The sequence below is a fragment of the Propionispira arboris genome (assembly GCF_900109225.1).
In the GTDB taxonomy this organism is placed as follows: domain Bacteria; phylum Bacillota; class Negativicutes; order Selenomonadales; family Selenomonadaceae; genus Propionispira; species Propionispira arboris.
Map to the genome: position 1 here is coordinate 115,774 of NZ_FNZK01000014.1, position 13,894 is coordinate 129,667.

General features: G+C 34.3%; 10 protein-coding genes. 9 read left to right on the forward strand and 1 reads right to left on the reverse strand.

Translation table 11 applies throughout. The features are described 5' to 3' along the window. The first annotated feature begins 58 nt into the window (after positions 1-58). From BMY14_RS13800 to BMY14_RS21055, 9 genes are all read left to right on the forward strand, one after another. Positions 59-967 carry a hypothetical protein gene (locus tag BMY14_RS13800; RefSeq protein ID WP_177177603.1) on the forward strand — a complete coding sequence of 303 codons (909 nt, stop codon included), beginning with the start codon at positions 59-61 and terminating at the stop codon, positions 965-967. 597 nt (positions 968-1,564) lie between these two features. After that, positions 1,565-4,540 carry a DEAD/DEAH box helicase gene (locus BMY14_RS13805; protein WP_091832942.1) on the forward strand — a complete coding sequence of 992 codons (2,976 nt, stop codon included), beginning with the start codon at positions 1,565-1,567 and terminating at the stop codon, positions 4,538-4,540. Positions 4,541-4,797: 257 nt separating this feature from the next. Then, positions 4,798-6,789, forward strand: a complete 1,992-nt coding sequence (locus BMY14_RS13810; protein ID WP_177177604.1) for an ATP-dependent nuclease — start codon at positions 4,798-4,800, stop codon at positions 6,787-6,789. A gap of 10 nt (positions 6,790-6,799) precedes the next feature. Beyond that, entirely contained in the window at positions 6,800-8,269 is a 1,470-nt protein-coding gene (locus tag BMY14_RS13815; RefSeq protein ID WP_091832948.1) for a UvrD-helicase domain-containing protein, read from the forward strand. Continuing rightward, positions 8,260-8,556: a 3'-5' exonuclease gene (locus tag BMY14_RS21205; protein WP_143063180.1), complete on the forward strand. Its 297-nt coding sequence runs from the start codon at positions 8,260-8,262 to the stop codon at positions 8,554-8,556. The genes BMY14_RS13815 and BMY14_RS21205 overlap by 10 nt, the downstream gene beginning before the upstream one ends. A 447-nt stretch (positions 8,557-9,003) precedes the next feature. Further along, complete coding sequence (locus BMY14_RS13820; RefSeq protein ID WP_091832951.1) at positions 9,004-9,399, forward strand: hypothetical protein; 396 nt, start codon at positions 9,004-9,006, stop codon at positions 9,397-9,399. Between the two features lie 192 nt (positions 9,400-9,591). Further along, on the forward strand, positions 9,592-9,771 hold the full coding sequence (locus tag BMY14_RS13825; RefSeq protein ID WP_342741770.1) for a S24 family peptidase: 180 nt from the start codon (positions 9,592-9,594) through the stop codon (positions 9,769-9,771). Between the two features lie 410 nt (positions 9,772-10,181). Next, complete coding sequence (locus BMY14_RS13830; protein WP_091832957.1) at positions 10,182-12,962, forward strand: FtsK/SpoIIIE domain-containing protein; 2,781 nt, start codon at positions 10,182-10,184, stop codon at positions 12,960-12,962. A gap of 492 nt (positions 12,963-13,454) precedes the next feature. Next, positions 13,455-13,583 (forward strand): hypothetical protein, encoded by a 129-nt coding sequence (locus BMY14_RS21055; RefSeq protein ID WP_281246452.1) that lies wholly within the window; start codon positions 13,455-13,457, stop codon positions 13,581-13,583. 51 nt (positions 13,584-13,634) lie between these two features. On the opposite strand, the gene BMY14_RS13835 is transcribed toward BMY14_RS21055, so the two are convergent. Continuing rightward, positions 13,635-13,894, reverse strand: a 260-nt coding sequence (locus BMY14_RS13835; protein WP_177177580.1) for an ATP-binding protein, incomplete at its 5' end; no start/stop codon positions are given.

Sequence of the window (13,894 nt, forward strand, 5' to 3'; positions counted from 1 at the left end):
GTTGGACAATGAAAGATTCCATAAATTATTAACCAGGACTTGTAATCGACTAGAATATTTGGATGATAATAAATATGTTGACCGGACGGGGTCATCTAAAGGAATAGTGGTGACTTACCAAGGCAAGCAATATAAAAAGAAAGTTCAAATTACTATAAACCCAAGTGTTATGCGAGATGGTGGCGAGTTTACTTCGAGCAAGTTAATCCATAAGCTGGAGCGCTGTGTTCATGATTATTTCGGGTTAAAGTACAATCTTAATGACTTTAATTTGAAAAGAATGATTCTTATGGCAGACATTGATGTTAGCAGTCAAGAGAAAGTATCCGCATACGTAAAAGTTCTACAAAGAATTGGCAAGGTAAAAGGGTTCTCGCCATCAAATAATGAGTGCCTTAATGAAAGTGCCAGTTTTTGTTTGGATGGAAATAGCAACGGCGTTAATTTTCTAATTTATGATTTAAAAGAGGTACTCGCTAATCGAATTAAAGAAGTTGAAACCAATCGTAAAAAGCTGAAATCCATAATCGAGAATTCCGAAGGTATTTTAAGGGCTGAAGTTCGGTTGACCGAAGCGAAATCAATTCGGGCATACACCGATAAAATTGATACGTCCAAGCAAATAGCGGTGTTAGTAAAAAATAGTCAGGATATATTTTTAGCTACTTTTGTGCGTGTAGTCCCTTTGGGTGATTTTTATAAAAAAGATACGGCTACAAAAATTATTCAAAAGGAAGTACAAGACATGACACTTAGACGGCGAATGCTACGATTGATGGAACTAATACCAGAGAAAAAGTCGTTGTTGCTCGCACAAAAAGCATTGAACTATAGAAAAATTGATGATGTTATGGAAGCCCTCGCGAAGATTAATGTGTCGCCCATCACCATCAGCAAGCGACATGATGTGAAGCATTTGAAATGTCTCTACTCCTATCTTGATGATGAAAATAATGATGATAATTAGAGTGCATAATTTCATATTCTTAATTATATACAAAAATATTTGACTCGGAATAAGAAAGAGCATTTGCCGTTCATTCTTTTGCAGGGCTACCAATAAAAATGCAAATTAGTTTATGATGCATTTGATAAAGTAGAAATAAATTTTAAAAACATCGGCACTTTTCAAATGGATCGAGAAAGTGAATTTTAAAATTACTTACTTAATGGATTTATTAAAAGTATTTTAAATTCAGCGTTCCTTTAGTGATAATGAAAGTACATTCAAACGGAATTTGAGTATGATGAGGAATTAAAGTGACATTGCCAGTATCGCCACAAATAAAGATTCATTAAGTAATAATGGGAGGATGATTATAATGAATATATTTAGATAACAGAATCGGGTAGTAGATGAGCAAAGAGCACTTCATCTGTAAAAAAATTGCAGGAAATTTGAATTATAAGGAGAAAATTGTATATAAAGTATATTAACGGTTTTATAAATTATTATAGTTTCAAATTTTGCATTTAGAAAAGTATCAACGGACTTAGAAAAAATAAAAGTGGATTCTTTAACTAAGGATTTTGATATATGGACAATCATTAAAGGGGCACAGAAATGAGAGAAGTAAAGATGACTGTAGGAAATAATCACATTTTTCAGATACAAGATGAATCCGCTACAGAACTTCTTCCGGTAGATGAAATAGTTGAATCTTGGCGAAATGTATTTTCATTTAATGCTCAAGGCGATGACTCTACCGGCCTTCGTCCTGCACAATTAGGGGCAATATTTTCGATAAAAGCTCATTGGATTGTATCAAATGAGCCTGCCACTATTGTCATGCCTACAGGAACAGGCAAGACAGAGACAATGATTGCTACAATTGTATCGGAAATGATAAATCGCACGCTAATTATTGTGCCAAGCAATTTATTGAGGAAGCAAACAGCTAAAAAGTTTTTGACGTTTGGTATCTTACAAGATATTGGTGCAATTAATCCTAGTGCGCTAAAGCCAACAGTTACTGCTCTGATCAAAACACCAAAGAAAATTTCTGATTTGGAAAATATTATTACTAAATCTAATGTTATTGTAACAACTATGTCATTGTTGAAAAAATTTTCTGATGATTATTTAGCAATATTTGTTGAACATTGTGACACATTAATTGTGGATGAAGCTCATCATATCGCTGCTAATACATGGACAACGGTGAAATATAAATTAAAAAAACTAAAATGTTTACAATTTACAGCAACGCCATTTCGAAATGATGGGAAAAAAATTGATGGGAAAATAATATATAATTTTCCTCTATCTATGGCGCAAGAACAAGGCTATTTTCAACAAATTAATTTTCTCCCGATTCTTGAATTTGATGAAGAAAAAGGAGATCTTTCTATTGCTGAAGCTGCCGTTGCTCAATTGAAAAATGATTTAAAAGCAGGATATAATCATATTATTCTTGTACGTGCAAAAGATAAGCGTTCTGCAGATCGATTGTATCACTCCATATACTATGCACATTTTGCGGAGTATAATCCTGTATTGGTACATAGCGATATTTCTATGGCAGATAGAAATATCGCACTAAAAGCATTGAGAGAAGGAACTTCAAGAATTGTTGTCTGCGTGGATATGTTTGGAGAGGGAATTGACATTCCAAGTTTAAAAATTGCTGCTGTGCATGATAAATATAAATCACTTCCTATTACGCTGCAATTCATTGGACGTTTTGCAAGATCAAATAAAGGTCTTGGTACAGCAACAGTTATTACGAATATAGCTAATGATGATTTAAATGGATCATTACAAGAACTCTATGCTCAAGATTCTGATTGGAACATACTGCTTCATGTGTTGGCAAGTCGAGAAATTAATAAAGAATTGTCTCTCCAAGAACTTGCCCAAGGATTTGATACTGCCTCATTGCATGGCATGACCATACAACAATTACAACCTAAGATTAGCATGATAGCTTATAGTACCGCAGAAAAGAAATGGAATACTGCTGCGATATATAATGTATTTGATCCAGATAAATGTTTTTTCACTTTCAATAATACTAATGGCATTATTGTAATCATAGAAAAATTGGATTCCAATATTGATTGGACTTCGTTTAAAGGGATCAATGATACTAATTGGCATTTGCATTTGATTTATTGGAAACCTGAAATAGAGGCATTTTTTATTAATAGTACGAATAAAAACATTTCTGATAGGATAGCTAATGCACTCTTTAATCAGTCTGAAAGAATAAGTGGTGAAAAAGTATTTCGCTGTTTGTATGGAATTAAACGTTTAATGTTGGGAACTATTGGTTTGAAATCTGCAATTGATGGACCAATTCGTTTTCGAATGTTTGCGGGGATTGATATTGGTAATGGAATTGCAGAATCGCAAAAAGAAACCTCATTCAAATCGAATTTGTTTGGTGCAGGATATAGTGGGAATGGGAAAGTAAGCATTGGATGTTCATATAAAGGACGCATTTGGTCTAAATGGGTAGAAAGTATAGATTATTGGATGGATTGGTGTAATGATATTGCTTCTCGTTTGCAAAATGACGAAATCAATACATCACAAATATTTGAGGGTGCGTTGGTGCCAGAGATTATTTATGAACGGCCTTTATCGGTTCCTTATGGCATAGAATGGCCTATCGATTTGGATTTAATAATTGACAACAGCATCTTTATTTCTCATGGATTTAATAATTATTCAATTTATGAGTTGGATATAAAACTTACTGCTCACAGTGAGACTGGTTCAATACAATTTTCTATAGGTAACAGTATGGTGTCCGAAGAATATGAACTTCATATATCAAATAGAAGATACGAGTTCAAAACTATAAAGACATGCGGCCTGATAATTAAATATCGCAAGCGTGAATATAAACTTGCAGAGTTTTTTAATGAATACCCACCCAGGATTAAGTTTGTTGACCAATCAATGTTAGAGGGGAATCTGCTCGTTAAGGTGAGTTCAATGCCGCCAGCATTTAATATGGAGCGTATCTTAGCATGGGACTGGTCAGGTGTGGATATTCATAAGGAATCTCAGGGAATAGAACGAGATAAACAGAGTATTCAATATCGTGTGATGCAAAATCTTATATCGTCTAATAAATATTGTGTACTTTTTGATGATGATGGTGCTGGTGAGATTGCAGATATTGTAAGTATCATAGAAGAAACCGATAAGATAAAAATCCAATTTTACCACTGTAAATATGCACATGGAGATCATCCAGGCGCTCGAGTTGCTGATCTCTATGAAGTATGTGGACAAGCGGAAAAATCCATTAAGTGGTGCCAAGAATTATCGGCTATTATTGAGCGTCTTATTCGGCGAGAAGCTTTTCGTTCACAGTCGGGTGGAACACGATTTGAAATAGGTAATCTACGAAAACTTCGCGAAATAAAAAATAAAATGCGAATTCTGCATGTTCAAGTTGAGATCTTTATAGTTCAACCAGGTGTTGATTCTCATGCACTTACAGATGATATGCTTCGTATTTTGAGTGGGACAGCCGCATATCTAATGGATACTTATAGTATTAATTTGAAAGTTATTTGTAGCTGACATTATCGTTTGTAGAGAGAGGATGACATAAGTTTAAAGGCGTTCGATAACCCGTTCACGGGTAGCAAGTAACATTCCCCTGCGGCAGTAGGCTGTCATGTGCACCTGCTGGGGAAGTAACCTTTCAAGCGTTATATCAAATACCACCAGCTAAGCTGGTGGATTTTTATTGTTTTACAAGATATGGGGGTATATAATGAAAATTAAAATTATTATGGAAAATATTTAATGGATTTGGATTTGAGGGGGATATGGATGTGTATTTAAAAAAAATTATTATCAAAAACTTCCGTAGATTCGGAGAAGAAGGAGTAGAAGTTGTATTTAATAAGGGTGTAAACGCAATTATTGGTGAAAATAATTGCGGGAAATCCGCACTAATTGATGCAATAAGAATTGCGTTTTCTACAGTTCCTTATAAAAAGGATATTTTTTTTAATAAATCAGATTTTCATATTAATAATAAAGGTGAGGTTGCTCAGAGCGCGCAGCTAGATTTGCATTTAGAAGATGTCCCTCAATATTTAATAGAAATATGGGACCCTGAACATCCGACACAAGGAGAATTTCATATTAAGTTTTATAAAACAAAGACCCCAAATGGAGTTGAGAAAGTTAAAAGTACTGCTTGGGGAGGAAAGTCAGAAGGGAATCCTCTTTCTCCCGACACTTTCGAAGCGATGGAATTTGCTTTTTTAGGTGCTCTTCGAGATGCTGAGAGTGAAATGAAGCCATCACGTTCCAGTAAATTAGCTAATTTACTTAGCTCTGTTACAAATAACGAAGAGTCTAGAAATGATCTAGTACATATTTTGGCAGATGCACAAGGAAATATATTACAAAAACCCCAAATACAAAAGGCAAAAGAAATTATTAACTCCAACTTACTAGCTATTGAACAAGATATATTGCGACAGGAAATTGATATTGGTTTAGTCGAACCAAGATTTGAGTCAATCGCCGCATCTTTAAGAGCATGGCTTAAACCAAGGTGGTTCTATATTAGTAAAGATGATCCGTTGTATACTACTGTCTTAAAAAAGTGCGAAGAGTTATTATGTCTAGAATGTGTACAACAGGATGCAAATGGTCTACATATTGACATCGGTAGATTTTTATCAAAAATTGACAAGAAAGATCAACAATTAAAGAATCAACTAATCCAACTGGTAAACTATTCTTTTGAATTATATCAAAACGGGCTAGGCTATAATAACCTCTTATTTATGTCAACTGTTTTAGGTGATATGGCAATTGAAAAAAGTGGGATATGTTATAATTTATTCTTAATTGAAGAGCCAGAAGCTCATCTTCACCCACAGTTGCAAGAACTCATTCATAATTTTTTTGAAAGTAGACATAAAGCATCTGATACCATTCAGGTAATATATACTTCACATTCCCCAACATTAGTATCCAGAATAGGTGTTGAAAGTATAAATTTATTATATGAAAAAAATCGCAAGATACAGTGTTTGCCACTTGCTAAAACAGCCATGGATGATACTGATAAAATATATCTTAAAAAATATCTAGATGTTACAAAATCACAATTGTTTTTTGCCAAGGGAATATTATTTGTTGAGGGTATATGTGAGGCTCTCCTTTTACCAGAAATGGCGCGGTTACTAGAACGCCCATTAGATAAATATGCGGTTGAAATAGTTAATATAAATGGAGTTGCGTTTAAGCCTTTTGCTAAGCTCCTTACAACAGCAGAATCTTCGTCATGTTTCACAAAGGCAGCTATTATAACTGATGATGATAGGTGTACAGACAAGGATGATAAAGATACATATATATCAAAAGACTTAGATTATGATAGTGATATTACTGATGTTATAGAAAAATTGAAGAAAGGAAAGCCTTCAGATAGATTTAAAAATATAGAGGAATTATGCGAAGGAACTGAGATTGAATTACAAAATGCAACAAAAACCTTAGAGTATGCTATATCTCTTCACGATAATAATATTTTGCTTATCTTGCAGGCAATTGAATCGGCATTTCCACGGGTAGGGAAGGCACTATCAGACAAGGTGAATAGCCTCAGTGATATTACTGAAAAAGCCATTTGCATCTGGCTATTTATACAAGCGCGTAATGATAGCAAAGGAAAAGTAGCTCAGGCTCTATGTGATCTAATTCAGAAACAATGTGATGAGTTAAAGAAAGGAAACACTGTCGATAAACCTTTTGAAGTACCAGAATATATTAAAAAGGCTATTTATTGTGTAACCGAAGCATAGGAGAGATAAGATGCACACTTTAACACCAGAACAAGAAGAGTTTAATGCTGCAGAGGGTAAAGTTGTGCTTTGTGCTTGCCCTGGTAGCGGAAAAACATATGTGGTGGCAAGAAAACTGTTAAGCTATATACAAACATGGCAATGTTCCCATCAAGGGGTCGCCGTATTGTCATTTACAAATGTGGCCAGCCAAGAAATTGAGAAACAAGCAAAGGAGCTTATGGATGATGGTTTTAAAATCGAACATCCTCATTTTGTTGGCACAATTGATAGTTTTATCAACACATTTATTTTATTGCGGTTCGGGTATCTAATGAATAAAGAAGTACCGAAAAGACCAACGATTGTAATAAATAATATTTTTCAATTTCCCTATAAGTATTGGCGAAGTGAATGTCATCGACAAGGTTGTATTGAAGGAATCTGCGAGTTTCGATGGGATATTAATGGGGATTTATATCGTAAAAAGAATCGCGTAACTTGCTCTGCAGGTACTTATGGCACTCCTTGTAAGCAATATAAAAAAATGCTTTTGGACAAAGGGTATGTTTTTCAAAATGAGGCGGCCGCTTTATCTTATCTACTTTTGAAAAAATATCCCGATATTTCCAAGGCTATTGCTGCTCGTTTCCCAATCATTATTATAGATGAGACTCAGGATACATCTATCGAGCAAATGGCCGTCCTTGATCTGCTAACTGAAGCAGGTATGCGTTCTGTATTTTTGGTAGGAGATCCAGATCAGTCAATATATGAATGGAGGAGTGCTACACCTGAGTGCTTTCTTGACAAAATGAGGGCAAAAGAATGGAAAACAATTTATTTGACTACGAATTTTAGGAGCTCACAGACGATCTGTAATGCAACACAGGCTTTTGCTAATTCTCTAGCTAATAAACCTCCTAGTACGGCGGTTGGAGATTGTGCAAAGCACGGTCAAAAACCTGTACTGATTTTATATAATGATCAGGTTGACGAGAGTACTATAATTAAAAAGTTTATTGAGTTATGCCAGGATAATTCTATTACGGAGGCTAATTCTGATATTGCAGTAGTAACCCGTGGTAGAATACATAGCAATACCGATGTACACGGCCTTTGGAAAAGTATCGAGATTGAGCTGTTGGCTCAATCGGCTTATGAATGGTACTATAGATCAAGGAAAAAGGCTTTTGAATTATGTGAAAAAGCTCTCTTTAGTATGGCTATTAAAGAGTTGAGAGATATTGACATAACTATTGCTGCTGACATTGAAAGCATTATGGTGTATGACACTTGGAAATTCTGGATTATTTCTATATTATGCAGGTTTCCTTCTCCCCAAAAAACATTAAATTCATGGATAACAGAGCTTAAAAGTATACTTGTTAACCTTTTGGATCAATTGAAAATTACTTTAAGAGAGGGAATACTTATTGATGAAGTCATAAAGATTAAAACAAGAGACAAAAAAATCCTCGTTTTAAAGATATACCATTAAAAAATTATTTTGAAGCTAAAGCCAAAAGGGATATAATTACTTCTTCAGTACATGGCGTTAAAGGAGAAACCTTTGACAGTACTTTATTACTTGTTCGTAATAAAACGGGTGCAAATACATTAACGCCAAATTTTTTAAACAATGGTGACTTGAATGATGAACTGATGAGAATAGCATATGTAGCTATGACTAGACCAAAAAAATTACTTGTAGTTGCTATGCCAAATATTAAAAAACAAAAATACAAAAGGTTTCCAGCGGATAAATGGGACTATATTTACATTTAATTTGATAGAGTTGAAATTTTGTTAAAGATAGATAATAATCAGTCGCTTTGTGAGTTTTTGTTTAGGAGTTTAATTTATATCAATTGGACGGATTGTTTCTGTATAAATTTTGCGGAAAAATAGTCTGAGTGATGATGAGAAATAATTATAACACTCAAGTTATTGAATTTACTGAGGGCATTTTGCTTGCATAATCCACATTAATGTTGAATAAAGGAGGGGGACAATATCAATTGCAGAGGTGAAAAACGTAGAATACAAATTGTAACTGATTATATAGTTAAGCCAATAGCTTATTTAAGATTATTAACAGGGCAAAAGAAACGAAGTGATGCAGAAGCAAATCTTACTGATAAATACTATATTTTTGAATGCATACTTAGATCAAACCACAATATTACGGAAAAAATCATCTGCGGTAATGGAGCTGGAACGCATTTTTTACAGTTGACAAATCAAGAAAGTCCATCAATATTTGACCCACTAAAAACTTTTGGCACAGAAAATCAAGGGAATAGTGGGAGGGGGGAAGGTGTCAAGCCTGAACAGTGGAATGAAACGGCAAGACAGCTATACAATGCAATTCAGTGGTTAATTATTTGCTGGGATATAATTCCTAGAGCGTGGATGCTTGATATTAGAGATAATATTGTTAAGTTAAAAAAAGAAGAACCATCTTTACGGCAAATTAAATCAATCAATACAATGATATCTAGAGATTTTAAAAAGAGGACGCTTACTGAAATGATTAACGGCCTTCGTGAAAGTAATGATATTAAAAGGTACGATTTTAATTTATTGACATCAAAGCTAGAGAAAGAGGGAAGTAAATCATATTTCTAAGATACATAATCAATAGGTAAAGAATAAGGCTTGAGTAACACCGATTTAAACTAGTAATAGCTCGGAATTAGAGCAAAAGTCGATTAATCTCTATGCGTGATGATAAAAAAGAAGGCATTCCTAACATAAACGCATGTTTTTAGGGGAGGAATATTAGTGATATTCCCCCCAATAGAGTATTCCACTAATAATATGGAAGCTGATTATGCTGTTAGAATTTCAGGCAAAAGTATGGAAACTACTATTCAAGATGAAAGCATTGTTTTAGTTAAATGTACCAATGAACTTTTTAATGGCGATATTGGGATTTTTATGTTGATGGAAACATTATGTGTAAGAGATATAGTAAATCTGATGAAGAGGTGTTTTTAAAACCTAATAATACATCAGATCAAGTTACTTCTATAAGTATTACTGAAAGTACCGAATGTATTATTCAAGGTAAAGTGTTGGAAAAATATAATTCTAGATAGAAAACGATTACAATTTTCTAAACATCTAAACTATAAGGTGAATCCCTGTGCTGTAATGGCATGGGGATTCATTATGCTGTTATCGTAAGAATATAGGGTTTGGATATAACTTATAGTAAAAGTCCTCAAGCTTACTTCTGTTCTTCTGCTTGCTCATTGGCAATGTTATCAAAAAATATATATTATAATATAATTTATATGGTAGAATGATGATGGAAGAACAGAAGTGGAAGAGGATTGCTTACTGTTCCTGATATTTCGACAGCCAGAATTTGGTTTTTACGAACTTAACTGAATGGGAGAGCTACAATGAGTAATTTATCTGACGGTGATATTAAACGATTCCAACAACGGCTTATTACAGGAATCGGTAAAGACTTCAACTCTTTTTCTGTATTTATTGAGGAATTGGAAGATGAAGACGTTGTTGCATTAGATGAGTATGTTCAGTTTATAAGTCATCATAAAAAAAGATCGATAGATATGGATAAGATGAAGGTCTTTTTTTCACTAATGAATCTCTCTGGTGCTGATGTAAAAAGGATATTGTCCTATTTGGAATCAATAGAGTATGGTTGGCATGGTAATGAATATATCTTGAGCAATCCGTGCCTTCGTTCTATCCCAACAGATCACTGTAAAAATAAATCCAGCATAGGTGATGTGGAATCAGCTGAAATTATATTTGATAAATTATTTTCTATATTCTCGAACGATGAATATGGAAAAATAACATTATTTATCTTTAGCTACTGTCTAGCGGCCTTGTTTTGCAAAAGACTAAATCAGGATCGTTTTACTATTCCATATTTTTTACAAATAGCGTGTGACAGAGGTTCTGTACTGTATCAGCTTATAGAGGAGATTGTTGAAATATGTAATGTCAATTCAGGTTTGCTTGGTAGATGTAGCACTATTGACAATCCATATAGATCCTGTGGGTATACAGCCTATACATACTACCCTACACAATCCACGGCAAAAGACATAGATAATTTGATTTGTGATAATAAGGATGTCCCTGTTATTATTGCCGGTTATGAAAATGAGCATTACTACAATGATTTACTTAGAGAGATAGTCAACATACCCAATAAGAAAAAGGCGTTAGGTTTGAGAGAAAAATACAATGTCTTGCCGATTTTCGTTTGCAATATGATTAAATCAAGTTTCAACAATGTCTTTGATATGGATTTAACAGATTTAGATATGAGTAAAGAGTATTTGGATTTATTGAGAAGTAATAAACAAATACTTGCATCATGGGTTCTAGAATTCGTTAAAGATTCTGATCACTATCTATTCCCTCATATGGGCGAATGGGACAGACCCAAAAAACTTCCTTTCTTTAGTGAAATTGGATCTTACATAAATTATGTAGAAAAAAAGTATCCGGATTTAACGCTAGATAATATAAAAAATGTAGGATTTTTAAACTTCTTTTTCAAAGGATATTTGAGAGTCTTTCATCGATTATGTACATTTCCCCTTGATAAAGAGTTTGCTTATTTTACGTTTAAGCACAATGGAGAGCTGGCACCGCGAACCATAGAAAAAAATATAGCTATTCTGACTGATAAATTCGAACGTAGCCTAGTAGAACTTCATCGACGTTATTTACCTGCTCCAACTGGAATAGGTATCAATAATCGAGAGGCAGTACGATTGGCAAAGCTAATTGAAAAGCATTACAGGGGATTGAGAATTTTTATTCGCGTAATACCGATTGTCGTAAAGACAGATCGCTTTATTTTCAATGTGGAGACATTGCAAGAAACGAAGGATAGCGATATCAATAAAGGTAGAGAAACTGTTCAGCATCGTTTAAAGAAATATGACTATTTCAGAGTTGATTTAAGTGATAAAAAATCAATAAAACTAATTGTTGCTGATAAGCCATTGGAAGATAATAATTTGACTGGAATATTGAAACATAAGGACTTCATGGATAGTAAAATGAAATTACCTTATGCTATAGGATTCGATGAATTTGGCACTCCACGCATTGACGATATTGAAGAATACCCACATTTGTTAATTGGTGGAGCTACTCTTTCGGGCAAAAGTACCGCCATAATGTGCCTGCTAATTAGCATAGCCTACAAGCAGCGTACCGGAGATGTTAATGTAGTGATTATGGATTTTTTAGATAAAACGGGATCGGAATATGAAATATTTAATGATCAGCCATTCATGTCTAGCCCGGTGATTACAGATCCATTAGTAGGGCTAAAAGCGATTTGGGAATTATATAAAGAGATGAATAACAGGCCAAAAGATCAGGATGGAAAAAGAGTTCCATACATCGTTTGCATTATAGATGAATTTCCAAAATTGTTTACAAGTGTTGTAAACAAAGCGGAACGCGATCGTCTTAAAACCGTTCTGGAAGAGTTATTAAGTGTAGGACGACATGCTAATATTCATCTGGTTCTGGCAATTCAAAATCCAAAAAACAATAATATGGTTATTGATAAGGCAAACTTTCGAGCAAAAATGGCTTTAAAATGTGGCAATCAGAAAAACTCTGTAGCTATACTAGATAGAGCAGGTGCAGAGAAACTAGTAGGGAAAGGTCAAATGATTTTGGATTCCCCTGGCAAAGAAAATAAACGATTGCAGGGATCGTTTATTACAAAAGCCGGTATGAAGGAACTTCTTAGTGAAATAAAGGAATCTTTTGAACAAAGAAATGAACACCAATTCATCCTTGAAGATATGGAGTTAGTATCAACCTCTATCGAATCAGATGCTGAAACAAGTAGTAGCCCCCCAATAGCCCCCCGAATTTTAGATGATGAGAAATTGCCCGATGCCATTATGTGGTCATTATCTCAGAAGCAGATAGCTAACAGCAGGCTTCAAGACTATCTCAAAATCGGCAACAGCAGGGCGAATAGAATATTAAAACGGATGGAAGAGTTATACTTGATCAAAAGACTGCATGGTAACTTGGGGTGGGAAGTGCAGCCTGAATGTATTGAAAATATGTCTGACGAAGTAATTGAATTTTTAAGAACATATGGTCGTACCGAGGCTGATATAAACAGTGTGCTGCTGAAGCGATCAAGTGATATTGCCAATATTTAGTGCGGAAACAACATGAAAATAGAAAGTGGAATAAAAAATTAAATAGAGGTTTGCCCATTTAGGGCAAACCTCTATATTCTTTTTCTAATTGGGTTGAAAAGATCATTAGAAAGTTCTATCGAAATGATGAAAATAGCGTTTGCATTGACGATATTGAATATTAGAGTAATGGTATAAGAGAATGGTAAAACTGGAGGATATTTCATCCATCAGAATGAAAGGCGGATTTTTGAGAAGAAAATAGATCTACCACTATTTGAAAGAAATAAACAAGTTCCAAGATTTTCCCTTTTATATAGGGAAATGGGAGTGGAAAAAGTACAATACTAGAGGGTGTTGAAGAAAAGCAAATAGATTCTGTGGAAATTATTAATACGCAGAATATAGTAATACCAGTAATTGATAAATTAAAAGAAGCGACCTAGGAGGAATTATAAGCTCGTATGTTCATTTCTTTGCGTCGTAAGCGGTAGCGGCGAGATGGAGGTTATAATGGAAAAGTCTTTACCCGATGAAAAAGAAATAGAGGTTTTGACACTGTTTTATAATAAGTTTTATGATTTATATGAAGAAATTACAAATGATAATTTTTTAAGAGAAGATGCTGTATTTTGCAAGTGAAAATTCCTCACTTTTGCAAAAGTTTTTCCTCACCTATATGGGTGGGGAATTTTATCCATCTTGCCGCATAAGCGAATCGCGCATGCGGTTGCTAGGGCCATCGTAAAGCAAGAGATAACTATGGTGTACCAGCCGATCAATTATGGCTGCGGTCATTTGTTCATCATAAAAAATACTCACCCAGCGGCTGAACTCAAGATTGGTTGTCAAAACAACGTTCCTGCGCTCATAGCTGTCGGAAATAACTTGAAACAGCAATTGTGCAGCTTCTCTGTCCAATGGCACATAACCCCATTCATCACAGATTAACA

Bases quoted from the DNA above. Each gene is read 5' to 3' on its own strand.
- BMY14_RS13805 (WP_091832942.1), top strand. From the start codon at position 1,565: ATGAGAGAAGTAAAGATGACTGTAGGAAATAATCACATTTTTCAGATA.
- BMY14_RS13815 (WP_091832948.1), top strand. From the start codon at position 6,800: ATGCACACTTTAACACCAGAACAAGAAGAGTTTAATGCTGCAGAGGGT.
- BMY14_RS13825 (WP_342741770.1), top strand. From the start codon at position 9,592: ATGGAAGCTGATTATGCTGTTAGAATTTCAGGCAAAAGTATGGAAACT.
- BMY14_RS13830 (WP_091832957.1), top strand. From the start codon at position 10,182: ATGAGTAATTTATCTGACGGTGATATTAAACGATTCCAACAACGGCTT.
- BMY14_RS21055 (WP_281246452.1), top strand. From the start codon at position 13,455: ATGGAAAAGTCTTTACCCGATGAAAAAGAAATAGAGGTTTTGACACTG.